Raw genomic sequence first — 25,479 nt, 5'->3', positions numbered from 1 at the left:
AGGAAGCCGACATGGATCTCTCGATCGTCTGGTTCTGGGTCGTCGCATTCCTCTTCGTGGGCTACTTCGTGCTCGACGGGTTCGACTTCGGCGTCGGCATGTCGCTGCCGTTCCTCGGCAGGGACGACACCGACCGACGCGTGCTCATCAACACGATCGGCCCGGTCTGGGACCTCAACGAGACCTGGGTCATCGTGGCGGGCGCATCGCTGTTCGCGGCGTTCCCCGAGTGGTACGCGACCCTGTTCTCGGGGTTCTACCTCGCGCTGCTCCTCATCCTCCTCGCGCTCATCGCCCGCGGCGTCTCCTTCGAGTACCGGCACCAGCGACCCGAGTCGCGGTGGAAGCGCTGGTTCGACGGCATGATCGTCGTCGGCTCCGCGGTGCCCGCCCTGCTCTGGGGCGTCGCGTTCGCGAACATCGTGCAGGGTGTCCCGCTCGACGCCGGCCACAACTACACGGGCACGCTGTTCGACCTGCTCAACCCGTACGCGCTGCTCGGCGGGCTCACCACGCTCCTGCTGTTCTTCACGCACGGCGTCGTGTTCGTCTCCCTGAAGACCGAGAGGGAGATCCGCGAGCGGGCGCGCCGGCTCGCGACCCGTGCGGGCGTCGTCACGATCGTCGTCGCCGCGCTGTTCCTGCTCTGGACCGGGCTCGCGTTCGGCACCACGTGGTTCTGGATCCTCGCGGGCGTCGCGGCGGTCGCGCTCATCGGCGGCTGGCTCGCGAATCTCCGCGGCGCCGAGGGCGTCTCGTTCACGCTGCTCGCGATCACGGTCGCGGCGGCCGTGTTCGCGCTCTTCGCCGCGCTGTTCCCCGACGTGATGCCCGCCTCGAACGACCCGGCGAACAGCCTGACGATCGAGAACGCGTCGAGCTCGGAGTACACGCTCACGGTCATGAGCTGGGTGGCGGTCGTCTTCCTGCCGCTCGTGCTCGCCTACCAGGCGTGGACGTACTGGGTGTTCCGCAAGCGCGTGACGCGCGCCTCCATCGAGGCCGCCGCGCACTGATCCCGTGAAGCCCCTCGATCCCCGACTCGTCCGTCGCTCGCACGCGGCGCGATGGTTCCTCCTCGCCGGCGCGGCCCTCGCGGTCGTGCAGGCGGCGGCGATCATCGCGTTCGCATGGTCGCTCGCGTCGCTCGTCGCGGGGTTCATCGACGGCATGCGGATGCCGCAGGCGTGGCCGCTCGTCATCGTCCTGCTCGTCGCGGCATCCGCTCGTGCCGGCGCCGCCTGGCTCTGGGACGTCGTCGGCTCGACCGGCGCCACGCGCGTGAAGGCGGAGTTGCGCACCGAGCTGCTGCGCGCCGTCGAGGGGCGCCCCGGCGGCGTGCCGGGGTTCCCGACCGCCCGCATCGCGACGCTGCTCGGCCCCGGGCTGGACGCGCTCGACGAGTACTTCGGGCGGTACCTGCCGCAGCTCGTGCTCACCGTCATCGCGACGCCGGCGGTCATCGTCGCGGCGTGGATCGCCGACCCGCTCTCGGGCCTGATCCTCGTCATCGTGCTGCCGCTCATCCCGATCTTCATGGCCCTCATCGGCATGGCGACGGCGGCGGTGCAGCGTCGCCAGTGGGACAGCCTCAGCGCGCTCTCGCGGGGCTTCCTCGAGGTCGTCGGCGGGCTGTCCACGCTGGTGGTGTTCGGCCGCGCCGAGCGGCAGACCGCGCGAATCCGCCGCATCACCGACGAGTACCGGCGGGGCACGATGAAGGTGCTGCGGGTCACGTTCCTCTCGGGCTTCGCGCTCGAGCTCGCGGCGAGCCTCTCGGTCGCGCTCGTCGCCGTGTCGATCGGCCTGCGGCTCGTGGCGGGCGACATGACGCTGCTGCCGGGGCTCTTCGTGCTCGTGCTCGCGCCCGAGGTGTTCCTGCCGCTGCGCAACGTGGGCGCGGCGTTCCACGCGTCGGCGGCAGGCGTGACGGCCTCGGCCGACGCGTTCGACCTGCACGCGGCGGCCGAGGGGTCGCCGGGTGCCGGGGCCGCGGGCGGCACGGTCGTCGACGAGGCGCCGACGGATGCCCCGGCCGGCCTCGTCATCCGCGGACTGCGCGTGCGCCGGGGCGGCCGCGTCATCTTCGACGGATTCGACCTCGAGGCGCGCCCCGGCGAGGTCGTGGCGATCACGGGGGAGAGCGGCTCGGGCAAGTCGAGCCTGTTCGCGGCGCTGCTCGGGTTCGCCGAGGCGGACGGCGACGTCCGGCTCGACGGACGTCGGCTCGTGCCCGGCGACCGCTCGTCGGTCGCATGGTCGGGCCAGGCGCCGTCGCTCGTGGCGGGCACGGTGGCCGACAACGTGCGGCTCGGCGACGAGCACGCCGATCCGGCGCTGCTCGCCCGCGCCCTGGACCTCGCCGGGGTCGACCTCGCGCCGGGCCTCCGGCTCGGACCGAGCGGTGGCGGACTGTCCGGCGGGCAGGCGCAGCGCGTCGCCACCGCGCGCGCGATCCACCGACTGCTCGCACGGGACGCGCGCCTCCTGCTCCTCGACGAGCCGGGCTCGGCGCAGGATCCCGAGCGCGAGGCGCGCCTGGCGGCGCAGCTGCGCGTCCTCGCGGACGAGGGACGCGTCGTGCTCGAGACGACGCATCGGTCGGGCCTCGCCGACGCCGCCGACCGCGTGATCGACCTGGCGGTGGTGCATGCCTGATCCCACGCGCGCCGTGCTTCGCAGCGCCGTGCCGCCCGCGCGGCGGCTCGCCCTCGCCGTGCTCCTCGGCGTCGCGTCGGCGGTGTCGAGCGTCGCGCTGCTCGCGTGCTCGGCGTGGCTCATCGCCCGGGCCGCCGAGCAGCCGCCCGTGCTGTACCTCTCGCTCGCCGTGGTCGGCGTGCGCGCGTTCGCGCTCGGCCGGGCGGTCTTCCGCTACCTCGAGCGGCTCGTCGGGCACGATGCCTCGTTCCGGCAGCTCGCCGCGATCCGAGCGGGCGTCTACGAGCGGATGCTGCCGCTCGCGCCCGACGGGCTGGCCTCCAGTCGGCGTGGAGACCTCCTCACCCGATTCGTCGACGACGTCGACGAACTGCAGAACGTCGCCCTGCGCGCGGTGCAGCCGCTCGTGAGCGCCGTGCTCGTGCTGGCACTCGCGATCACCGGCGTCGCCCTGCTCGCACCAGGGTCCGCACTCGCGGTGCTCGCGTGCCTCGCCGCCGGCATCGGCCTGACGCTGCTCGTGCAGCGCGGCGCCGCGGTGCGCGCGGAACGCACGCTCGCCCCGCTCCGCGGCGAACTGCAGGCCGCCGTGGTCGAGCACGTGCAGGCGCTCGACGTCCTCGTCGCGTTCGACGCCGCCGAGGCCGGACGGCGCCGGATCGACGCCATCGGCGCGCGCCTCGCCCGGGCGACGCGGGCCCGCGCCGCGGTCACGGGCGCGGCCTCCGCGCTCACGACGGCGATCGGCGGGTTCGCGGTGGCCGCGAGCCTCATGGCCGCGGCGCCGCTGCTCGAGGGCGGCCGCATCGACGGACCCACATTCGCAGTGCTCTGCCTCCTGCCGCTCGCGATCGCCGAGGTCGCCGGGGCGATCCCGCTGGCCACGAGCGCGCTCCGCCTCGCGCGCGCGAGCGCCGCGCGGGTCGCGAACGCCGTGCCGGCCGCAGTGCCCGCGGAGATCCCGGTCTCGCCCTCCGAGCCGACGGGTCCGCCCGCCGTGGAGCCGCCGCCCGCGATCGAGCTCCGCGGCATCCGCGCGTGCTGGCCCGAGGCGACCGGAGACCACGCCGAGGGCGACGGTGCCCGACACCAGCTCACGTCCGACAGTGCCGGCGCCGCGGCATCCGACCTGCGGCCCGCCGCGCTCGACGACCTCGACCTGACGATCGCGCCCGGCGAGCGCGTCCTCGTGCGCGGGGGATCGGGTGCGGGCAAGACGACGCTCGCGCACGTGCTGGTGCGGTTCCTCGCCTACGAAGGCTCCTACCGGCTCGGGGGCGTGGAGGCATCCGACCTCGAGCCGTCGGCGGTGCGCCGCATCGTGGGCCTCGTCGAGCAGCGGCCGTGGCTGTTCGACGAGGACGTGCGGCAGAACCTGCTCTTCGCCCGCGACACCGCGACCGACGCCGACCTGCTCGAGGTGCTCGACCGCGTCGGCCTGCGGGAGTGGGTCGAGGAGCGCGGCGGACTGGACGCGCGGGTGGGGGAGCGCGGGGCGCTCGTCTCGGGCGGCCAGGCCCAGCGCATCGCGCTCGCGCGAGCCATGCTCGCGGACTTCCCGGTGCTCGTGCTCGACGAGCCCACCGCGAGCGTCGACCCGGCGCGTGCCGACGCGCTGCTTCGAGACCTCGCGGATGCCGCGGGCCGAACCGGTCGCACCGTCGTGCTCATCTCCCACACGGGCGCGCCCGACGGGCTCGTCGACCGCACCGTCACGCTCGACGCGGGCGCGTCGATCGGCTCCCTGCGAAGCGGAACCTGATCTCCGCATCGCCCGCGGTGCGGACGACCGCACCGCCCCTCGCGGGTGCCGGCCCGCCGTAGGCTGGGAGGATGCCGCGTCGCATCCGCACCCGCCCGGTCGAGGCGTGGCGCGACCCCGAGCTCGTCTTCCGGGCCCGGTTCGCCGACGCGACGCACGTCGTCTGGCTCGACGGGGGCACGGATGCCGCGACCGGCGTGAGCGTCCTCGCCGCGGCGCACCCCGGCAGCCGGTTCGCCACGGCCGACGTCGTGCACGGCACGGTCACGACGAGCACGCCCGCCGGCCCCGACGACGCGCGGGAGACGCGCGAGGCATCCGTGTTCGAGGTGCTCGCCGAGGAGTTGACGGGCCCGGTCGACGAGCCCGGCGACGACGGCCCGCTCGGCTGGTTCGGCTGGTTCGGCTACGAGCTCGGCGCGAGCCTGAACGACGTGCCGATCGCGCCGGCCGAGACGCCGGATGCCGCCTTCCTGTTCGTCGATCGCGCGGTGGTGTTCGACCACGCGGCCCGCTCGATGCGGCTCGTGTGGCTCGAGGACGACGCCGCCGCGGGGGATGCGGCCGGCGAAGCGGAAGCGTGGGCCGACGAGCTCGCGGCGGCGCTCGAGGCCCTCGACGCGCTCGACGGGCTCGACGACTCGACCACGGCACGATCGCCGATACCGATGCCTGCGGCTGACGAGGCCCCGGCCGTCCGCTGGCGCCACGACTCCGGGCACTACGCGTACCTCATCGCCGAATGCCAGGCGGCGATCGTGCGCGGCGACGCCTACCAGCTCTGCCTCACGAACCGCGTCGACGTCGACGTGCGGCCCGACCCGGCCGAGGCCTACCTCGCGCTGCGCGCCTCGAGCCCCACGCATCACGGCGGCTACGTGCGCTTCGGCGACGTCGCGCTGCTCAGCGCGTCGCCCGAGCAGTTCCTGCACGTCGACCGCGACGGCGTCGTGTCGACCAAGCCCATGAAGGGCACGCGCCCGCGCGGAGCCGACCCCGCCGTCGACGAGCGGCTGCGCCGCGAGCTCCTCGAGAGCGACAAGGAGCGCGCCGAGAACCTCATGATCGTGGACCTCATGCGCAACGACCTCGGGCGCATCGCCGAGCTCGGCACCGTCACCGTGCCGAGCCTCCTCGAGGTCGAGGAGTACGCGCACGTGCACCAGCTCGTCTCGACCGTGCGCGCCCGGATCCGGCATCCGCTCACCGTGCTCGACGTGGTGCAGTCCGCATTCCCGGCCGGGTCGATGACCGGCGCGCCGAAGCGCAGCGCCATGACGATCCTGCACGCGCTCGAGGCGGGACCGCGCGGCGTCTATTCGGGCGCCTTCGGGTACCTCGGCGTCGACGGCAGCGCCGACCTCGCGATGGTCATCCGGTCGATCGTGCTCACGCCGGCGGGGGCGAGCGTCGGCACGGGCGGCGGCATCACCGCCCTCTCGGTGGCGGCGGAGGAGATCGAGGAGACACGGGTCAAGGCGCGCGCCCTCCTCGCCGTGCTCGGCGCGGCATCCGTCGCCGGCTGACGGCCGGGCGGCGCTGCAGCGCATCGGCCCACGGCGAACGCGGGCGGCGGCGGCCCCCGAGTGGGTAGGCTGGATTCCCGAGTGCGTGCCGCGTTCCGGCGCGCGCCGAGATGCGCGGATGCCCCCACCGCAGCGACACACGATTGAGAGTCACGTGGCACACGATCAGGACCAGGCCCACGCCGACGCCGGCGCGTACGACTTCGCAGCCCTCCAGGCGAAGTGGCTTCCCGTGTGGGACGAGCTCGCCCCCTTCGTCGCCGGCCGGCCGGGCGAGACGAAGCCGCGCAAGTACATCCTCGACATGTTCCCGTACCCGTCGGGCGACCTGCACATGGGCCACGCCGAGGCGTTCGGCTACGGCGACACCGTGGCCCGCTACTGGCGCCACCAGGGCTTCGACGTGCTGCACCCGGTGGGCTGGGACTCCTTCGGCCTCCCAGCCGAGAACGCCGCCATCAAGCGCGGCATCGACCCGCGCGGCTGGACCTACGACAACATCGAGCAGCAGAAGCGCTCGTTCCGCCAGTATGCGCCGTCGTTCGACTGGTCCCGTGAACTGCACACGAGCGACCCCGAGTACTACCGCTGGAACCAGTGGCTGTTCCTGAAGCTCTACGAGAAGGGCATCGCCTACCGCAAGGCGGGTCTCGTGAACTGGTGCCCGGTCGACCAGACCGTGCTCGCGAACGAGCAGGTCGTCGACGGCCACTGCGAGCGCTGCGGCGCCGTGGTGACGAAGAAGGCCCTGACCCAGTGGTACTTCCGCGTCACCGACTACGCCGACCGCCTGCTCGACGACCTCAACCAGCTCGAGGGCTCGTGGCCGTCGAAGGTCGTCACCATGCAGCGCAACTGGATCGGCCGCTCCGCAGGCGCCGACGTCGAGTTCCGCATCGAGGGTCGCGACGAGCCCGTCACGGTGTTCACCACGCGTCCCGACACGCTGTACGGCGCGACCTTCATGGTCGTCGCGCCCGACTCGGAGATCGCGGCCGAGCTCGCCGCCGGGGCATCCGCCGAGGTGCAGACCCGATTCCAGGACTACCTCGACTCGGTGCGCGCCGAGAGCGACATCGACCGCCTCTCGACCGAGCGGCCGAAGACGGGCGTGTTCCTCGAGCGCTACGCCGAGAACCCCGTGAACGGCGAGCGGCTCCCGATCTGGGCCGCCGACTACGTGCTGGCCGACTACGGCCACGGCGCGATCATGGCCGTGCCCGCGCACGACCAGCGCGACCTCGACTTCGCCCGCGCGTTCGACCTGCCCGTGCGCGTCGTCGTCGACACGAACCAGCCGGTCACGGGCGTGATCCCGGTGATCCAGCTCGACGACGAGGGCGAGCCGATCCTGCCCGAGGACCTGCCCGAGCTCGACCCCGCCGCGACCGGCGTCGCCCTCCCCGGCGAGGGACGCCTCATCAACTCGGGGCCGCTCGACGGGCTCTCGAAGTCGAACGCGATCCGCCGCATCATCGAGGTGCTCGAGCAGCGCGGCACCGGCCGCGCCGCGAAGAACTTCCGCCTGCGCGACTGGCTGATCTCGCGGCAGCGCTACTGGGGCACGCCGATCCCGATCATCCACTGCGACGAGTGCGGCGAGGTGCCCGTGCCCGAGCACGAACTGCCCGTGCGGCTGCCCGATGCCGCGGGCCTCGACCTCAAGCCGAAGGGTTCCAGCCCGCTCGGCGCGGCCGACGACTGGGCGAACGTCGCATGCCCGAACTGCGGCGGCGCGGCCAGGCGCGACTCCGACACCATGGACACGTTCGTCGACAGCTCGTGGTACTACCTGCGGTACCTCAGCCCGAACGACGACGGCCAGGCGTTCGACGTGGCCGAGGCCGAGAAGTGGCTCCCCGTCGACCAGTACGTGGGCGGCGTCGAGCACGCGATCCTGCACCTGCTCTACTCGCGCTTCATCACCAAGGTGCTGTTCGACCTCGGCTACCTGAGCTTCACCGAGCCGTTCACCTCCCTGCTCAACCAGGGCATGGTGATCATGGACGGCGCGAAGATGTCGAAGTCCAAGGGCAACCTCGTCGAGTTCGCGAGCGAGCTCGGCCAGCACGGCGCCGACGCGCTGCGCGTGACGCTCGCGTTCGCCGGGCCGCCCGAGGACGACATCGACTGGGCGGACGTCTCGCCCGTCGGTGCGGCGAAGTTCCTCGCCCGCGCCTGGCGCATCTCGGGCGAGGTCACCTCCAGCCCCGACGTCGAGTGGAAGTCGGGCGACGCGAACCTGCGCCGCCTGACGCACCGACTGCTGGCGGATGCCCCGGCGCTCGTCGAGGCGTTCAAGTTCAACGTCGTCGTGGCGCGCCTCATGGAGCTCGTCAACGCGACCCGCAAGGCGATCGACTCGGGTCCCGGTGCCGCGGATGCCGCGGTGCGAGAGGCTGCGGAGGTCACGGCGATGATCCTCGACCTCTTCGCGCCGTACACCGCCGAGGACATGTGGGAGCGCCTCGGCTACGAGCCGAGCGTCGCGCTCGTGACGTGGCGCAAGGCCGATCCCGCGCTGCTCGTCGAGGAGTCGGTCACCGCGATCGTGCAGGTCGACGGCAAGGTGCGCGACCGGCTCGAGGTCTCGCCGAAGATCTCGGGCGAGGAGCTCGAGGCGCTCGCCCGCGGGTCCGTCGGCGTGGCGCGTGCGATCGGCGAGAAGGAGATCGCGAACGTCATCGTGCGCGCACCGCGCCTCGTGAACATCGCGACGCGGCGCTGACCTGTCGCTGACGCGTCGCTGACCTGTCCTCGACAGGTCGTGTGACTGACGCACGGCTCGATCTCGGGCCATCCGCCGCCGTGCCTCGCGTCGGTGCCGCCTAGCCTGCGGGCATGCCCGCGACCCCTGACGATGATCCGCTCGGCGCGCTCGACCCTCGTGCGCGCCGGGCGGCGCCGCGCGTCCGCATCGCAGTCGGGGCCGCGGTGGTGCTGTTCGTGGGCGCCGTCGCGATCGCCGCCGTGCTGTCGGTGGCGTCCGGCGGCGGCGGTGCGCAGGGTTCGATCGTCCCGGCCGAGGCCGATCCCGCCTCATCGGCCGGCGGCCTCGAGGTCGCGACGGGAGCGGCAGCCGCGCCGCTGCTCGTGCACGTGCTGGGTGCCGTCGCCGCGCCGGGCCTGGTCGAGCTCGCGCCCGGTGCCCGCGTGGTGGACGCCGTCGCCGCGGCCGGCGGCTTCACGCCCGAGGCCGATCCCGCGGCCGTGAACCTCGCGCGCCCGGTGGTCGACGGCGAGCAGCTCGTCGTGCTCGCCGTCGGGCAGGCGCCGCCTCCCGCCGCCGGAGCCGGCGGCGGGTCGGGCCCGGCCGCCGGCGACGGGAAGGTGCACCTCAACACGGCCGACGTGGCCGCGCTCGACACGCTGCCGCGCATCGGACCCGCCCTCGCGCAGCGCATCATCGACTGGCGGGAGGCGAATGGCCCGTTCACGAGCGTCGACCAACTGCTCGATGTCGCGGGCATCGGCGATGCGGTCTTCTCCGGGCTCGCCGACCGGGTCGCGCTCTGAGTGGGCGACCTCCGCCTGCTCCTTCCCGCCGTCGGCGCGTGGACCACCGCGTGGTGCGCCGTCGCGGCATCCGATGCCGGTCTCGATCCGGTGATCGTCGCCGGGTCGATCTGGACGGTCGCGATCGCGCTGCTCGCCACGGTGCTCGTCGCGCGGCACCGGCGGCGGCTTCTGCCGCTCGCGGCGATCGGCTTGGTCGTGTGCGCCGCAGCGGGCCTCACGGCGACGTCGGCCGCGGTCCAGCTCGATCGGCGAGCCGCGTCGCCCCTCGCCGCGATCGCGGCGGCGCACGTCAGCGCGAACGTGGTGATCGAGGTCGTGGCGGCGCCCCGTCCGATGCGGGCGATGTGGACCGAGGCCGGCGGGGCGCCGACCCTGCGGGTCGACGCGCGGGTCATCGCCGTCGACGGGCTGGCGGTGACGCCCGTGCCCGTCACGACGACGCTCGACCTCCCGGCCCGCGACCTCTCCCTGGGCGTCCGGGTCGCCTTCGCCGCCCGGGTGGCGGCGCTTCCCGGTGCCGAGCAGAGCGCCTTCCGGCTCCGACCCGAGGGCGAGCCCACGATCCAGGGTGCGCCGCCGGCCTGGCTCGCGTGGGCCGTCGTGCCGCGCAGCGATCTCGCGAAGGCCGCGACCAGTCTCGACGGCGACGGCGCCGCCCTCGTGCCCGGCCTCGCGATCGGCGACACGACCGCGGTCGGTGCCGACCTCGACACGGCCATGCGCGCGAGCTCGCTGAGCCACCTGACGGCCGTGTCGGGCGCCAACTGCGCGATCGTCACGGCGGCGGCGTTCGGCCTCGCGGCGCTCTGCGGTGCTCGGCGATCCATCCGGGTGGTTGCGGCGCTCGTCGCGCTGGCGGGGTTCATCGTGCTCGTGACGCCGCAGCCGAGCGTCGTCCGCGCCGGCGCGATGGCCGTGGCGGTGCTGATCGCGATCGCGTCCGGGCGTCCCGGCGGGGGAGTGGCCGCCCTCTCGGTCGCCGTCATCGGCCTCTTGGCCTTCGATCCGTGGCTCGCCCGCGACTACGGGTTCGCGCTCTCCGCTGCCGCGACCGCCGGTCTGATCCTGCTGGCCGGGCCGCTGGCCGCACGCCTCGCGCGCGTGATGCCGGTGCCGCTCGCCATCGGACTCGCCGTGCCGCTCGCGGCGCAGCTCGCCTGCCAGCCGATCCTCGTACTGCTCGACCCGGCGATCGCGCTCTACGGGGTGCCTGCGAACCTGCTCGCCGCGCCCGCCGCGCCGGTCGGCACGGTCGTGGGCCTCATCGCGTGTCTCGTGCTCCCGGTCCTCCCCGCGGTCGGTGCCGCCCTCGTGCAGGTGGCGTGGCTTCCGGCCTCCTGGATCGCGCTCGTGGCCCACGGGGCGTCGTCGCTCCCCGGCGGACGGCTGTCCTGGCTGCCTGATGCGCCCGGTGCGTTGCTGCTCGCGGCGTGCACCGCGCTCGCGCTGGTGCTGGTCTTCGCCACGCGATCACGCACGAGAGTGTGGGCGGCCGCGGTGCTCGCGGTCGGGCTCGCGGTGCCCGTCGGGATCTCGGTCGGCGGCCCGCTCGTCGTCGGCGCGACGCGTCCGGGCGATTGGGATCTCGCGGCGTGCGACGTGGGGCAGGGCGACGCGATGCTCGTGCGCGTCGACGCGGCGATCGCCCTCATCGACACCGGTCCCGATCCCGCCGCCCTCGACCGTTGCCTCGCCCTGCTCGGCATCGGCCGGATCGACCTCCTCGTCATCACGCACTGGGACGCCGACCATGCCGGTGGCGCAGCGGCCGTGGCCGGCCGGGTCGGCGCCGTCCTGCATGGGCCGCTCGACGGCGACCGCTCCGACCGCGTGCTCGAGCCACTCGGCGACGCCGGTGCCGAATCGATCGAGGTCGTCGCCGGCGATCGCGGCACGCTGGGCGACGCGTCGTGGCGGATCGAGTGGCCGAGGCCGGATGCCGCGCCGGGCAATGACGCCAGCGTCGTACTCGAGCTCGAGGCATCCGGCTATCGCGCGGTCTTCCTGGGCGACCTCGGCGAGGAGGCGCAGGCACGGCTCCTGCGGTCGACGGAACTCGGTCGGGTCGATGTCGTGAAGGTCGCGCACCACGGCTCCGCCGACCAGAGCGAACGGTTGTACGAGGAGCTCGGCGCCACGGTCGGGCTCATCGGCGTGGGCGCGGACAACGGCTACGGGCACCCGACCGCGCACCTGCTCGAGCTCCTCGGGACATCCCGCACGACCGTGGTGCGCACCGACCGTTCGGGCACCTCGACCCTGACGGCCGACGGGGACGGCGGCTTCCGCCTCTGGTCCGAGCGCGGGGATTCCGGGTCGCGACCGTACACTTGACCGATACAGGAGGTGAAATGCCGGCACGATCAGGTGTGGCGCGATCCGAGTCGGCATCGGCCGGGTCGGCGAGGTCGCCATGGCGGTAGGTCTCGACGTCGATCGACGCGCGCGCCGGCGCGCGGACGGGGCCGGGGCGAAGAAGACGAGCTTCCGTCCCGACATCCAGGGGCTGCGCGCGTTCGCGGTCATCGTCGTGGTGCTCGATCACCTCTTCGGCTGGCCGGCGGGCGGGTTCATCGGCGTCGACGTGTTCTTCGTCGTGTCCGGCTTCCTCATCACCGGGCTCCTGCTGCGCGAGTACGAGCGCACCGGGCACATCTCCTTCGTCGACTTCTACCGCCGACGCGTCAAGCGCATCCTGCCCGCGGCATGGGTCGTGCTCGCGTTCACGGTCGTCTCGGCATACTTCCTCTTCGGGCAGGCGCGGTTCCTCAGCACCGTGGTCGACGCGATCTGGTCGCTCCTGTTCGCCGCGAACTGGCGATTCGCCTCGGCGGGCAGCGACTACTTCCAGGCCAGCGGCCCCGTCTCCCCGCTGCAGCACTACTGGTCGCTCGGCGTCGAGGAGCAGTTCTACTTCGTCTGGCCGTGGCTCATGCTGCTGGTGTTCGTGCTGTTCCTGCGCGGACGTCGTGCCGGCTCCGGCAGCGCGGCGCGGATCGCCGCCGGCACCGCGATCGGCATCATCTCGCTCGCCTCGTTCGGCTGGGCCATGTGGGAGACCGCGACGTCGCCCACCGTGGCGTACTACTCGACCCTCGCCCGCGGCTGGGAGCTCGGCCTCGGTGCGGCCCTCGCCGTCGTGGCGCCCGCGCTCACCCGGGTCCCCGCCGCGCTGCGGCCCGTGCTGGCCTGGATCGGGCTCCTGGGCATGACCGCCTCGCTGTTCCTCATCGACGGGACGACGCCGTTCCCGGGCCCGGGTGCCGTGCTGCCCGTCCTGGCCACCGGCCTGGTGATCGCCGCCGGCACGGGAGCCGCCCGGCACCGCGGGATGTGGGTGCTCACGAACCCGGTGAGCCGCTACGTCGGCGACATCTCGTACTCGATGTACCTCTGGCACTGGCCGATCATCGTCTTCGGCGGGGTGCTCCTCACCGAGCCCGGCCCGCTGCGCGACGCGGTCTTCATCGGCGCCATCATCATCGCCTCGGTCTACAGCTACCACCTGGTCGAGGACCCGATCCGGCGCTCGAAGTGGCTCGACGGCGCCTCGCGGCGCGCGGCCGCGCAGGGCGGTCAAGGCGGTCACGGCGGTCAGCCTCCGGCGTCAGCCGAGCTGCGCCGGCCTCGACCCGAGCGCTCGCGTCGCGGATCGCGGATCTGGGCGTGGGGCAGCTTCGTGCTCGTCGTCGTCATCGCCGTCACCGCGTTCCAGTTGACGGCTCGGACCACCCCCGGTGCGGCGCACGCGGGCGCGACGTCCCCGCCCGTCGACACGCCGACCAGCATCGTGCCGCCGCCGGCCGAGGAGGTCGGGCCCGAGACGGTGGAGCTGCGCGACCAGATCGTCGAGGCGTTGGCCGCCACCGAGTGGCCCGAGCTCGACCCGACGATCGACGAGGCCATCGCCACCGGCGACACGGCCGAGGACATCCTGCCGTGCGGCCTGATCGTGCCGTACGACGAGGAGCGCTGCACCTTCGGCGACTCCGAGGCCGAGCACACCGTAGTGCTCGTCGGCGACTCGACGTCGATGACCTACGTCCAGGCGTTCCACGAGGCGCTCGGCAACGACCAGGGCTGGCAGGTCAAGAGCTACGGCACGTTCGGCTGCTCGTTCATGGAGCCGCTGATCGACAACTCCGATCCGAACGTCGTCGCGAACTGCACGGCTCGCAAGGACGCGGCCGTCGACGCGATCAACGAGCTGAAGCCCGACCTGGTGTTCATCACGAACACGTACGACCCGCGCATCCGGGTCGACAACGGCGCCGTGCTCGGGCCCGAGGAATGGAAGCAGGCCATGCGCGACATCGTGGCGCGCTTCCAGGGCTCGGTCGGCCAGCTCGTCTTCCTCGCGCCGCCGCCCAACGACCTCAACATCGCGGCGTGCTACTCCCAGGTCTCCGTGCCGGCCGACTGCGTCAGCCACGTCACCGAGCAGTGGGCGACGTTCGCCGAGGCGGATGCCGAGGTGGCGAGCGAGCTCGGGGCGAAGTTCGTCACGTCGGAGCCGTGGTTCTGCGTCGACGGCTCGTGCCCGGCATTCGTCGGCAGCGTGCCCACCAAGAGCGACCACGTGCACATGCTGCCCGCCTACGCCTCGAAGATCGCACCGGCGATCCTCGAGGAGCTGCACCGCCAGGACATCCTGTAACCGGCCGTTCGTCGCGCTCGGGCGTCGGTGCCCGCTCGTAGACTTGAGCGGAACGGGAGGTGCGGTGGCGGCACGTACAGGCACGTCGAGGGCAGGCTCGGCACGATCCGGGGCGCCGTCGCGTGCCAAGGTCGCGATCCCGCAGTTGGCATGGAATGAGGTGCGACCCGCCCCGATCGTGCTCATCTCCGGCCCCGAGAGCGTGCTCGCCGAGCGCGCGAGCGGCATGCTCCGCGACTTCCTGCGCTCCGAGGACCCGTCGCTCGAGGTGAGCGACCTCGAGGCCGACGGCTACCGCCGCGGCGAGCTCCTCACGCTCGCGAGTCCGTCGCTCTTCGGCGAGCCGCGCCTCATCCGCGTCGGTGCCGTCGAGCGGGCGAGCGACGACTTCCTCCTCGACGCGCTCGACTACCTCGAGCAGACCGCGGAGTCCACGACGCTCGTGCTCCGGCACGCGGGCGGGCAGCGCGGCAAGAAGCTCCTCGACGCCATCCGCGCCGGCACGGGCGGCGGCATCGAGATCGTGTGCGCCGAGCTGAAGCGCGAGACCGAGAAGCAGGACTTCGTGGTGGCCGAGTTCCGCGCGGCCGGGCGCAGCATCAACGCGCGGGCGCTCCGGTCGCTCGTCGCGGCGTTCAGCGACGACCTCGGCGAACTGTCCGCGGCGTGCCGGCAGCTGATCGCGGATGCCCCGGGCGAGATCACCGAGCAGGTGGTCGCGCGCTACTACGGCGGTCGCGTCGAGACCAACGCGTTCGCCGTCGCCGACGCGGCGATCGCCGGGCGTCACGGCGAGGCGCTGATCGCACTCCGCCACGCGCTCGACAGCGGCGCCGACCCCGTTCCGATCGTGGCCGCGTTCGCCATGAAGGTGCGCACGATGGCGCGCGTCTCGGGCGTGCGCGGCGGCGGACCCCAGGTCGCTTCCTCGCTCGGCCTGGCGCCGTGGCAGGTCGATCGAGCCCGTCGCGACCTCGCCGGCTGGACCGATGAGGGCCTCCAGCGCGCCATCAGCTCATTGGCCGCCGCGGATGCCGCGGTGAAGGGCGCCGAGCGCGACCCGGTGTTCGCGCTCGAACGCCTGATCGGCGTCATCTCCGCGCGCGGCCGCGACCTCGCCTGACCGTAGCGGCGTCCCGCCAACGATGTCCTGGGGACGAGTGCGCCCGGAAACGACGAAGGCCCCGCACGAGGTGCGGGGCCTTCATCAGGTGCGTGGTGCGTCAGAGCGCCGCGGCCTGCTTCGCGATCGCCGACTTGCGGTTCGCGGCCTGGTTCTGGTGGATGACGCCCTTGGAGACGGCCTTGTCGAGCTTGCGCGACGCGACGCGCACGGCGGTGGTCGCCTTGTCCTTGTCGCCGGCGGCGATCGCCTCGCGGGCGGCGCGGACGACGGTCTTCAGCTCGCTCTTGACGGCCTTGTTGCGCTCCTCGGCCTTGCGGTTGGTGCGGATGCGCTTGATCTGCGACTTGATGTTTGCCACGTGGTTCGTTCTTTCGTTCGTGTGCGGGTACCGGATGTGCCGCGCGCGGTAGAGGGGCCGACGCGGCGTCTCGTGCGGGGTGGGACCCACACGCAAGCCAACAGACAACGATACCAGTTCGTCGACGACGGCACCAAAGCGAGCGATGCCGGGTGACTCGGACCCCTCAGCGCCCGGGCGGGACGAACTGGCTGGCGGTGAACCGGCCGCCCTGCGGGTCCCGGATGACGGCGTCGCGCGTCCACTCCGTGTCGGTGGACGACAGCACGCGTCCGCCCAATCGTTCGGCGGTGGCCGCGGCGTCGTCCCGGTCCGCCACGGTGAAGCTCACGTGCCACTGCGACGGCTCGTCGGCCGGCGGGGGAGCGAGCCACGCGATCGCATCCTCGAACCCCTGCGGCGTGGCGACGTCCGCCTGCCGTTCGCGGATGTGCGGGTCGACGGTCGCCGCAAGGTGGTCGCCGTAGCCCGGCGCCCGGACGAGCGTCGAGAAGCCGAGGTCGGCGAACTCCCAGCCGAACACCCGCCTGTAGAACGCGGGCTCCGCGGCATCCGTCGTCTGCAGGTACGCGAAGTTCCATGCTCCGGGCTCGTTCACGGCCTGTACGCCGGGGCGGGTGCCGGCCTCCCAGAGCCGGAACGCCGCCCCCGCGGGATCGATCGCCATGACGGCGCGACCGGCCCGGCCCGCCTCGACCGGTCCCATCCGGACGGTGCCGCCGGCCTCGACGACCCGCCGGGCGGCGGCCTCGGCGTCGGTCGCGGCGACGTACGTGTTCCACGTCGCCGCCGCACCGGGCGACGCGTCGTGCGCCGCGAGCCCTGCAGCCTCTCGGCCGTCGTGCCGAGCCACCACGTAGGCCGCGTCGCCATGCGGACCCTCTGCTGACTCGAAGCTCCAGCCGAACAGGCCCCCGTAGAACGCCATCGCGGCCGGGAGGTCGGGTTGCTCGATATCGATCCAGGAGTGCACGCCCTCGGGATACGTCCTCGCCTCGTGCATCGGATCACCTCGTCGTGCACGACCCTCGTCGAACGGACGCCCGACCGCAAGGGGTTGGCGGGCGTCGCGGAGGGCCTCTCAGGCCGTCGCGGTGCGCCGGCGCGCCACCGACGCGCGCCGTTCGAGCTCGGCGACCGCCCCGAGCACCGCGGCGGTGAAGTCCTCGGGCCGGGCGAGGCTCACGAGGTGGGTCGCACCGGGCACCACGATGAGGCGCCCGTCGCGGGTGGCGCGCAGCATCCGCCGCTCCTCGATGCGGAAGTGGTCGAAGCGGCCGTTCACGAGCCACACGGGAACGTCGATGCGGGCGAGTGCGTCCTCGGGGTCGAGCGCGCCGACCGCGCCGAGTGCGGGCGCCATCACGTCGAGCGCGACGCCGCCCGCGAGCACGTCGTCGACACTCTCGCGGGGCAGGAAAACGCGCACCATGAGGTCGTTGAGCGCCCGTCCGCGGTCGGGCAGGCGGCCGATGGCGTCCGCGAGCCGCCGGTAGCCGGCGAGCCCGGCACCGCGCGGCCTGGTGCCGCACGAGGCGGCGACGAGGCCGTCGATCCGGCCCGGATGCGTCGCCGCGTACTCGATGCCGAGGTACCCGCCGAGGCTGAGCCCGACGAGGAGCCGCGGCGCGCGAACCGGCTCGCGCCCGGCGGCCTCGGCGTCGGCGGTCGTGCCGTCGGGCGCGTCGACCCCGCCCGAGGCATCGGCGGGGAACGCGTCGTCGATCACCCGCATCGCGGCCTCGATCGAGAACCCCTCGTCCATCCGCGTGCCGTGCCCGGGCAGGTCCACCGCGACCGCGTCGATGCCGCGGCGCTCGAGGGCCGCCACCTGGCGGCGCCACATCGTCGCCGAGGTGCGGAGTCCGTGCACGAGCACGACGTGGGCGCGCGGCATCCGTCAGCCCGCCCTGATCGCCCCGAGCTCGCGAGCCCGGGCCACCGCGGCCGTGCGCGAGCCGACGCCGAGCTTCGTGAAGATGTGCACGAGGTGCGACTTCACGGTCGCCTCGCTGAGGAAGAGCGTGCGGCCGATGTCGCGGTTGGAGCGGCCCTCCGCGACGAGGGTGAGCACCTCCGCCTCGCGTGCGGTGAGGCTGTCGGCCGCTTCGCGCGACGCGCGCAACCGCGACGAGACGGCGGGTGCGAGCGCGGACTCGCCGGTCGCCGCCGCGCGGACGGCCGCGACGAGCTCACCGGGCGGAGCATCCTTCAGCAGGTAGCCGCTGGCGCCCGCCTCGATGGCGCCGAGGATGTCGGCATCGGTGTCGTAGTTCGTCAGCACGAGCACGCGGGGCGCGTCGTCGTGCGAGCGGATGCGGCGGGTCGCCTCCGCGCCCTGCATCGCGCCGGGGAACTGCAGGTCCATGAGCACGAGGTCGACGTCGGATGCCGCGGCGAGCCGCACCGCGTCCTCGGCCGTCGCCGCCTCTCCGACCACCTCGAGGTCGGGCTCGGACTCGAGCATCGCGCGGATGCCCGCCCGGACCACGGGGTGGTCGTCGCCGAGCAGCAGCCGGATCATGCCGGCCCCACCGGAATGCGCACGGACACCGCGGTGCCCTCGCCGGGCGCCGACTCGAGCTCGATCGACCCGCCCTGGCGCTCGGCGCGCTGGCGCATCGCCCGCAGGCCGAACGCGACGCCGTCGACCTCCTCGCGCTGGGCGGCCGCGGGGTCGAAGCCCACGCCGTCGTCGACGACGTCGAGCGCGACCTCGTCGCCGAGGTAGCTCAGCGTGAGCTCGGCGCGCGTCGCGTCCGCGTGGCGGAGCACGTTGGCGAGCGCGCCCTGCGCGATGCGCAGCAGCGTCGCGTCCACCGCCATGGGCAGCATCGTGGGCTCGCCGCTCGTCCGGAAGCTCACGCGCGTCGCCGACCCCGACTGCTCGGCCTGCTCGTTGACCGCCTCCGTGAGTCGTCCGAGCGCGGCGGGCAGGGTCTGCTCATCGAGCGAGGGCGGCGTGAGCTCGCGGATGAACCGGCGGGTCTCGCCCAGGTTCTCGGCGGCCGTCTCGCGGGCGAGCCGGAGCTTCTCGCGCGTCGGCTCGTCGTCGACGTCGCGCTCGGCGGCGTGCAGCAGCATCTGGATGCTCGAGAGCCCCTGCGCGACGGTGTCGTGGATCTCGCGGGCGATGCGCTCCCGCTCGGCGAGCGTGCCGGCCTCGCGGCTCGCGGCCGCGAGCTCCTCACGGGTGGCGAGCAGGTCGAGGATGAGCGCCTGCCGGTCGCGGGTCTCCTGCGACATGGCGCGGTAGCCCAGGCCGATCACGATCGCGACCCCCGCGCTGATGAGCGGGCCGAGGATCGTGCCGACCGCGAGTCCGAGGTGGGTCGCCGCGCCCCAGACGGAGATGCCGAACGTGACGACGACGAGCGGCACGGCGACGACGGCCGGCAGCACGTGCAGCTCGATGAAGAACAGGGGGAACGCGAGGAACGCGGCATCCGGGGTCAGGGCCGACAGGGCGACCCACAACCCGAGCAGGGCGACGAGCCAGGCGATGCGCGCCCACATCGGGAAGTGCCGGTGGGCGGCCGCGACGCCCGCGGCGTACCAGGCGAGGAAGGCGATCGCGAGGACCGTGACGGGGACCTCGGCGGGCGCGTCGTCGAGCAGCGCCCGGACCACCACGAAGAGCGTGAGGCCCGCGACGAGCAGGTGGAGTCCGAGCCGGAGCGTCAGGAACACCGGGCGCAGGGCCGAAGGCGCCACGCGCGCGTCGGGCACGTCGATCACGGTCATGGTGCTTCGAGCGTAATCCCGCCGCCTGCGGGCGGCATCCGTCGAAAGTGGGACCGCGAGCCGTGGGTGAACGCGCGCCGAGGGCGCACGGAGCCCCGCGGCATCCGTGCGGGAGAGCGGTGCCGCGAGTCGTGGGAGAATCGTCGGGATGTCTCCGAGAGCCTCTGACCCGCCGGTGCCCGCCGCCACCGATCCCGCGCTGATCCGCAACTTCTGCATCATCGCGCACATCGACCACGGCAAGTCGACGCTCGCCGACCGCATGCTGCAGATCACGGGCATCGTGTCCGACCGCGACATGCGCGCGCAGTACCTCGACCGCATGGACATCGAGCGCGAGCGCGGCATCACCATCAAGAGCCAGGCCGTGCGCATGCCGTGGGCCCTTCGACAGGCTCAGGGACCCGACGTCTCGTACGCGCTCAACATGATCGACACCCCAGGGCACGTCGACTTCAGCTACGAGGTCTCGCGCTCGCTCGCGGCGTGCGAGGGTGCGATCCTGCTCGTCGACGCGGCACAGGGCATCGAGGCGCAGACGCTCGCGAACCTCTACCTCGCGCTCGAGAACGACCTCGAGATCATCCCCGTGCTCAACAAGATCGACCTGCCGGCCGCCGAGCCCGAGAAGTACGCGAGGGAGCTCGCCGACCTCATCGGCGGGTCGCCCGACGACGTGCTGCGCGTCTCGGGCAAGACCGGCATGGGAGTCGAGGACCTGCTCGACCGCGTCGTCGAGCGCATCCCCGCTCCGGTCGGCAACGCGGACGCCCCGGCCCGCGCCATGATCTTCGACTCCGTCTACGACAGCTACCGCGGCGTCGTCACGTACGTGCGCATGGTCGACGGCAAGCTCAACCCGCGCGAGCGCATCCAGATGATGTCGACGAAGGCCACCCACGAGATCCTCGAGATCGGCGTGAGCGCGCCCGAGCCCACGCCCACGAAGGGTCTCGGCGTGGGCGAGGTCGGCTACCTCATCACCGGCGTGAAGGACGTGCGCCAGTCGAAGGTCGGCGACACCGTGACGACGGCGGTCAAGTCCGCCACCGAGCCGCTGTCCGGCTACACCGAACCGCTGCCCATGGTGTTCTCCGGGCTCTACCCGATCGACGGCAGCGACTACCCCGAGCTCCGCGAGGCGCTCGACAAGCTCAAGCTGTCGGATGCCGCGCTCGTGTACGAGCCCGAGACCTCGGTCGCCCTCGGCTTCGGGTTCCGCGCCGGCTTCCTCGGCCTGCTGCACCTCGAGATCGTGACCGAGCGCCTGCGGCGCGAGTTCGGGCTCGACATCATCAACACGGCGCCGTCGGTGGTCTACGAGGTGACGACGGAGGACAAGAAGACCGTCACGGTGACCAATCCGAGCGAGTTCCCGACGGGCGGCAAGATCGCCGAGGTCCGCGAGCCCATGGTGAAGGCGGCCATCCTCGCGCCGAAGGACTACGTCGGCACGATCATGGAGCTCTGCCAGTCGCGCCGCGGCACGCTGCTCGGCATGGAATACCTCGGCGAGGACCGCGTCGAGATCCGCTACAACATGCCGCTCGGCGAGATCGTGTTCGACTTCTTCGACCAGCTGAAGTCGAAGACCGCCGGCTACGCGAGCCTCGACTACGAGCCCTCGGGTGAGCAGGCCGCCGACCTCGTGAAGGTCGACATCCTCCTCCAAGGCGAGCAGGTCGACGCTTTCAGCGCCATCGTGCACCGCGACAAGGCCTACGCCTACGGCGTGCTCATGACCGGTCGCCTGCGCGAGCTCATCCCGCGCCAGCAGTTCGAGGTCCCGATCCAGGCCGCGATCGGCGCGCGCATCATCGCCCGCGAGTCGATCCGCGCGATGCGCAAGGACGTGCTCGCGAAGTGCTACGGCGGCGACATCACGCGCAAGCGCAAGCTCCTCGAGAAGCAGAAGGAGGGCAAGAAGCGCATGAAGATGGTCGGCCGCGTCGAGGTGCCCCAGGAGGCGTTCATCGCCGCGCTCTCCGGTGAGACCGAGGCCAAGGACGCCAAGAAGAAGTAGCGCAGGCGCGTTCCGTAGAATCGACGGATGACCCGACGCAGCACCTTCACCGACCAGTCGGTCACGTACGGCGCGATCGGCGCGACCCTGGCGCCCGATCTCCTGCGGTATCCGCCGACCGGCTATCGCCCCGCCGAGGACTCCGTGCGGCTCGGCAGTGGCGCCGATCGCTTCGAGCGGGCCGCCGAGGCGCTGATGACGTGGGGGGTCCAGCGCGGTGCCGGCTTCGAGGTGGTCGACATCTCGGAGGGCACGGGCGCGCAGTACCCCGGCATCGTGTACGACGCCGAGGGCGCCCCGCTCGCCGACCAGCCCGCGCCGCGCACCGAGGACCGCTTCGGCGCCGACGGGACGCCGTACATCACGGCGGGCATGACCGCCACGCTCCGCCGCCGCGGCCGCATCGGGCACCGCGACACTCCCGTGCTCGTGGTCTACGTGATCGACGAGCCGCAGCGCATCGGCTTCGCCTACGGCACGACGGCCGACGGCCCCGAGAGCGGCGAGGAGTCGTTCATCCTCGAGCACCGCGACGACGACGGCGTGTGGCTCACGATCCGATCGATCCTCGGTGGTCGCGGCGGCGTGCGACGGCTCGGCGCAGGCCGCCAGCGGCGCAAGCGCCGCGAGCTCACGACGCGCGAACTGCGCGCGCTGCATCCCGCGTTCCCGAGCTGATCGTGGGCTCGGCGCTTCCGCTCGGCGGGCCGGCCCCGCTCGACGGGCTGCTGCCCGCGTCGGCCGCCGTCGGCGCCGCCGACCGGGCGTTCGGCGTGTACCTGCACGTCCCGTTCTGCCGGGTCCGCTGCGGATACTGCGACTTCAACACGTACACGTCCGACGAGCTGCGCGGTGCGCGCCAGGCGGACTACGCCGACCACGCCATCGGCGAGGTCCGGATGTCACGACGTGTGCTCGAGGCATCCGGCGTGCCTGCCCGTGCCGCCTCGACGGTCTTCTTCGGCGGAGGGACGCCCACGCTGCTGCCGGCCGACGACCTCGTGCGCATGCTGGACGCGGTCCGTGACGAGTTCGGCCTCGAAACGGGCGCGGAAGTCACGACCGAGGCGAACCCCGACTCGGTAGGGCCCGAGGACCTCCGCCGGCTCGCCGACGGAGGCTTCACCCGCGTGTCGTTCGGCATGCAGTCCGCGGTGCCCCACGTGCTCGCGGCACTCGACCGCACGCACGATCCCGAGCGGATTCCCCTCGTGGTCGGCTGGGCCCGCGACGCCGGGCTCGACGTGAGCCTCGACCTCATCTACGGCACACCGGGGGAGTCCATCGACGACTGGCGCCGGAGCGTCGAGGCGGTCGTGGCCGAGCGGCCCGACCACGTGAGCGCCTACGCCCTCATCGTGGAGCAGGGCACGAAGCTGGCGCGGCAGATCCGCCGCGGCGAGCTCGCCCAGCCCGACGACGACCTGGAGGCCGACATGTACGAGCTCGTCGACGACGTGCTCGGCGCGGCCGGCTACGAGTGGTACGAGGTGAGCAACTGGGCGACGACGCCCGAGCACCGCTCGCGCCACAACCTCGGCTACTGGCGCGGCGACGACTGGTGGGGCGTCGGCCCGGGCGCGCACAGCCACGTCGGCGGCGTGCGCTGGTGGAACGCGAAGCATCCGGCCGCGTACGCGGAGCGCGTAACGGCCGGGCTCTCGCCAGCGGTGGGGCGCGAGGTGCTCGACGGGCCGACCCGCGAGACCGAGCGGGTGCTGCTGCTCACGCGGATCCGCGAGGGCATCGACCTCCCGTCGCTCCACGCCGGCGGGCGCCACGCGGTCGCCGGGCTCATCGCCGACGACCTCGTGGACGCGAGAGCCGCCCTCGGCGGGCGGCTGACGCTCACCCGTCGAGGACGGCTGCTGGCGGACGCGGTGGTCCGGAGGCTGCTCGACGCCTGAGGCCGGCCGAAGCCGACCGACAGGCTGCGGGCTCAGCCCTTCGGCGGGAACAGCATGCGAGCGAGGATGACGAGCATGACGAGGAACCCGACGACGAGCGCGAGCCACGACCACGCCCACCCGACGGTGAAGCTCAACACGATGAAGAGGGCGAACGCCGCCGTCCAGAGCACGGCCGTGTAGATGCCGAAGCGGGCCGCGGCCGCGGGATCGGCGCTGAACCGGTCCTCGAAGTCGGCGGACTGCGCCAGGACCCACGGCTTGTGCCGGTTCGTCTTCGTCGCGCCGAGGTAGGAGAGCAGCGCGATGCCGCCGACGACCGCGGCCGCCGCGAGCACCAGCCAGGCGACCGCGACGCCCTGCACGACGAGCCAGCCGACGCCGAGGCCCGCGAGGATGAGGCCGACCCCCACGCCGAACCCGGCCGCGCGTCGCACCGGCAGCGGGAAGCTCGACGTCGTCTCCTGGCGCAGCGCGTCGGCGGTGACCCTGCCGAGCGGCAGCGCCACGGCGGCCACGGCCGCGACCAGCAGGCCGAGGGAGGCGGTGAGGACCCCGAAGCCGTCGAGCACGAGCACCACGAGGCCGGCGAGCGCGACGAGGCAGAGCAGCACCGTGCGCACGACGAAGGCGGGTCGCGGCCGGACCCGGCGGGCGAGGTGCTCCGCGAGGCGCGAGCGGGCGCCGGCATCGGGAGCGTCGACCCCCTGCGTCTCGGCGATGAGCGCGCCGAGGTCGCCGAGCTCGTCGAACGCCTGTCGCGCGGCCTGCTCGGGGGAGCGGCCGTCGACCATGAGCTCGTCGGCCCGGACGGCGAGGTTGGCGCGGATCTCCTCCTTGAGGTCCTGCAGGTCGGGCGTCATCTCGACGCCCGCGAACGCCTCGTCGAGGAGGCGGTGGACGGAGCCGCCGGCGGCTCGGTGGAACGGTTCGGTGGTCATGAGGGGTGCCTTTCGGAGGTGCCGCGCGCATCGGCGCGCAGGTCGAGGAGGGAGTCGATGATGTCGCGGGTCGCGACCCACGCGGCGAGGTTGCGCTCGTAGACGGCGCGACCCGCGTCGGTGATGCGGTAGTACTTGCGGCGTCCGCCCTGGCTCTCGTCGCCCCAGTAGGCCTCGGCGAGCCCCTCCTTGAGGAGCCGCCGGTACACGGCGTACAGCGTGGCCTCCTTGATCTCGTAGCGGCCGCCCGTCTGGTCGCGGATGGTCTTGTAGATCTCGAGGCCGTAGCGGTCGCGCCCGCGGAGCACACCGAGCACGATCGTGTCGGTGTGCCCGCGCAGCAGGTCGGCGGCGAACGCGTCGTCGGCGCCCATGGCGGGTTGCTTGGTCATGACAAGTACTATATCTAACACAGTACTCGACGTGCAAGTGTTCAGGATGCTGCGGGGCTCCCGTTACCGGCCGGATCCGACGTCGATCGCGGCGCATGCAGGAAGAATCGAACGTCCGCCGGCGTGTCGAGTCCCGCCGCGCCGCACACGGACGGGTTCTTCCTGCATTCGGAGACCGGCTCGAGCCCGCGGCATCCGCTCGGCCACGCGGCATCCGCTCGCTCTGGTGACGGCCCGCGCCGACAACGCGAAAGCCCGCCCCGACGGTGCGTGCGCACCGTGGGCGGGCTTTCGTGCGATGGAGACCGGCGACCGACGCCGGCGGCCGTCAGCTCACGAACTTGATCGAGAGCGGGTAGGTGTAGAGCTGGCCCTGGTTGGCCTTGATGGCCGCGATGATGCTGAAGACGATCTTCACGATCTCGATGGCGATCACGAGCAGGATGCCGATGAAGAGGAAGATCAGGATGTAGCTCACCACGAGCGCGATCGCGATCGTGATCTGGAAGTTGAGCGCGGTCGCGGTGTGGTGGCGCACGAACGGGCCCTTGTCCTTGAGGACGAGGTAGCCGATGAGCGCGGGCACGAAGTAGAAGAAGATGCCGCCCACGTTGATGAGCGTCGCCCACAGCTTCTCGTCTGCCGGGCTCAGCTGCTGTGGAGCCTGACCCCCGTACGGCTCCTGAGGCGGAGGCGGACCCTGCGGCGGCTGGCCGGGAGGCGGCGGGGGCCCCTGCGAGGGCGGGGGCGGCGGCGGAGGGCTCTGGGGCGGTGGGGGAGGCGGGGGCGTGTCGGACATGCGCTGACTCCTTCTTCGGGGCCTCTGAGCGAGACTCTGTCGATTCTCATGCTGGCACAGCGACGCC

20 protein-coding genes are annotated in these 25,479 nt (G+C 72.8%); 12 read left to right on the top strand and 8 right to left on the bottom strand.

Features of this window, described 5'->3' with window-relative positions:
* Positions 1 to 11 precede the first annotated feature (11 nt).
* The 9 genes from cydB to holA all read left to right on the top strand — a co-directional run bounded on the left by cydB (position 12) and on the right by holA (position 15,245).
* On the top strand, positions 12 to 1,016 hold the full coding sequence (gene cydB, locus ACWGO8_RS18655; protein ID WP_452044442.1) for a cytochrome d ubiquinol oxidase subunit II: 1,005 nt from the start codon (positions 12 to 14) through the stop codon (positions 1,014 to 1,016).
* Between the two features lie 4 nt (positions 1,017 to 1,020).
* Positions 1,021 to 2,658 (top strand): thiol reductant ABC exporter subunit CydD, encoded by a 1,638-nt coding sequence (gene cydD, locus ACWGO8_RS18650; protein WP_452044441.1) that lies wholly within the window; start codon positions 1,021 to 1,023, stop codon positions 2,656 to 2,658.
* Positions 2,651 to 4,420, top strand: a complete 1,770-nt coding sequence (locus ACWGO8_RS18645) for an amino acid ABC transporter ATP-binding/permease protein (RefSeq protein ID WP_452044440.1) — start codon at positions 2,651 to 2,653, stop codon at positions 4,418 to 4,420. Before cydD ends, ACWGO8_RS18645 begins: the two co-directional genes overlap by 8 nt.
* 71 nt (positions 4,421 to 4,491) lie before the next feature.
* Complete coding sequence (pabB, locus tag ACWGO8_RS18640) at positions 4,492 to 5,946, top strand: aminodeoxychorismate synthase component I (RefSeq protein ID WP_452044439.1); 1,455 nt, start codon at positions 4,492 to 4,494, stop codon at positions 5,944 to 5,946.
* 154 nt (positions 5,947 to 6,100) lie between these two features.
* Positions 6,101 to 8,674 carry a leucine--tRNA ligase gene (gene leuS / locus ACWGO8_RS18635; RefSeq protein WP_452044438.1) on the top strand — a complete coding sequence of 858 codons (2,574 nt, stop codon included), beginning with the start codon at positions 6,101 to 6,103 and terminating at the stop codon, positions 8,672 to 8,674.
* 113 nt (positions 8,675 to 8,787) lie between these two features.
* Complete coding sequence (locus ACWGO8_RS18630; RefSeq protein ID WP_452044437.1) at positions 8,788 to 9,462, top strand: ComEA family DNA-binding protein; 675 nt, start codon at positions 8,788 to 8,790, stop codon at positions 9,460 to 9,462.
* A complete protein-coding gene (locus tag ACWGO8_RS18625) occupies positions 9,463 to 11,799 on the top strand; it encodes a ComEC/Rec2 family competence protein (RefSeq protein ID WP_452044436.1) in 2,337 nt (778 codons plus the stop codon).
* 79 nt (positions 11,800 to 11,878) lie between these two features.
* Positions 11,879 to 14,122: an acyltransferase family protein gene (locus ACWGO8_RS18620; protein WP_452044435.1), complete on the top strand. Its 2,244-nt coding sequence runs from the start codon at positions 11,879 to 11,881 to the stop codon at positions 14,120 to 14,122.
* A gap of 64 nt (positions 14,123 to 14,186) precedes the next feature.
* Entirely contained in the window at positions 14,187 to 15,245 is a 1,059-nt protein-coding gene (gene holA / locus ACWGO8_RS18615; RefSeq protein WP_452044434.1) for a DNA polymerase III subunit delta, read from the top strand.
* Between the two features lie 100 nt (positions 15,246 to 15,345).
* Here holA and rpsT read toward each other — a convergent pair whose 3' ends face one another.
* The 5 genes from rpsT to ACWGO8_RS18590 form a co-directional block, all read right to left on the bottom strand.
* Positions 15,346 to 15,606 (bottom strand): 30S ribosomal protein S20, encoded by a 261-nt coding sequence (gene rpsT / locus ACWGO8_RS18610; RefSeq protein WP_452044433.1) that lies wholly within the window; start codon positions 15,604 to 15,606, stop codon positions 15,346 to 15,348.
* A 166-nt stretch (positions 15,607 to 15,772) separates the two neighbouring features.
* Positions 15,773 to 16,609 (bottom strand): VOC family protein, encoded by an 837-nt coding sequence (locus ACWGO8_RS18605; protein WP_452044432.1) that lies wholly within the window; start codon positions 16,607 to 16,609, stop codon positions 15,773 to 15,775.
* Between the two features lie 78 nt (positions 16,610 to 16,687).
* Complete coding sequence (locus tag ACWGO8_RS18600; RefSeq protein WP_452044431.1) at positions 16,688 to 17,503, bottom strand: alpha/beta fold hydrolase; 816 nt, start codon at positions 17,501 to 17,503, stop codon at positions 16,688 to 16,690.
* A 3-nt stretch (positions 17,504 to 17,506) separates the two neighbouring features.
* Complete coding sequence (locus tag ACWGO8_RS18595) at positions 17,507 to 18,130, bottom strand: response regulator (RefSeq protein WP_452044430.1); 624 nt, start codon at positions 18,128 to 18,130, stop codon at positions 17,507 to 17,509.
* On the bottom strand, positions 18,127 to 19,350 hold the full coding sequence (locus ACWGO8_RS18590; protein WP_452044429.1) for a sensor histidine kinase: 1,224 nt from the start codon (positions 19,348 to 19,350) through the stop codon (positions 18,127 to 18,129). The genes ACWGO8_RS18595 and ACWGO8_RS18590 overlap by 4 nt, the downstream gene beginning before the upstream one ends.
* A 148-nt stretch (positions 19,351 to 19,498) precedes the next feature.
* Here ACWGO8_RS18590 and lepA point away from each other — a divergent pair, with 148 nt between their 5' ends.
* From lepA to hemW, 3 genes are read left to right on the top strand one after another with little or no spacing between them, the layout of a single operon-like run.
* A complete protein-coding gene (gene lepA / locus ACWGO8_RS18585; RefSeq protein ID WP_452044428.1) occupies positions 19,499 to 21,373 on the top strand; it encodes a translation elongation factor 4 in 1,875 nt (624 codons plus the stop codon).
* Positions 21,374 to 21,400: 27 nt separating this feature from the next.
* Positions 21,401 to 22,051 carry a DUF1990 family protein gene (locus ACWGO8_RS18580; protein ID WP_452044427.1) on the top strand — a complete coding sequence of 217 codons (651 nt, stop codon included), beginning with the start codon at positions 21,401 to 21,403 and terminating at the stop codon, positions 22,049 to 22,051.
* 2 nt (positions 22,052 to 22,053) lie between these two features.
* Positions 22,054 to 23,280, top strand: coding sequence for a radical SAM family heme chaperone HemW (hemW, locus tag ACWGO8_RS18575; protein ID WP_452044426.1), 1,227 nt, complete (start codon positions 22,054 to 22,056; stop codon positions 23,278 to 23,280).
* A gap of 32 nt (positions 23,281 to 23,312) precedes the next feature.
* Here the strand turns inward: hemW and ACWGO8_RS18570 are convergent, their stop codons facing one another.
* The 3 genes from ACWGO8_RS18570 to ACWGO8_RS18560 form a co-directional block, all read right to left on the bottom strand.
* Positions 23,313 to 24,221: a permease prefix domain 1-containing protein gene (locus ACWGO8_RS18570; RefSeq protein WP_452044425.1), complete on the bottom strand. Its 909-nt coding sequence runs from the start codon at positions 24,219 to 24,221 to the stop codon at positions 23,313 to 23,315.
* The gene (locus ACWGO8_RS18565; protein WP_452044424.1) at positions 24,218 to 24,613 is read right to left on the bottom strand and encodes a PadR family transcriptional regulator; all 396 of its coding nucleotides are present in this window, start codon (positions 24,611 to 24,613) and stop codon (positions 24,218 to 24,220) included. Before ACWGO8_RS18565 ends, ACWGO8_RS18570 begins: the two co-directional genes overlap by 4 nt.
* Before the next feature lie 328 nt (positions 24,614 to 24,941).
* Positions 24,942 to 25,223, bottom strand: a complete 282-nt coding sequence (locus ACWGO8_RS18560; RefSeq protein ID WP_452044423.1) for a DUF4870 domain-containing protein — start codon at positions 25,221 to 25,223, stop codon at positions 24,942 to 24,944.
* Positions 25,224 to 25,479 lie beyond the last annotated feature (256 nt).

Source organism: Agromyces sp. NPDC055661, assembly GCF_053618135.1.
Note: the sequence above shows the minus strand (reverse complement) of the source record. Positions and strands in the feature narration are given on the sequence as shown.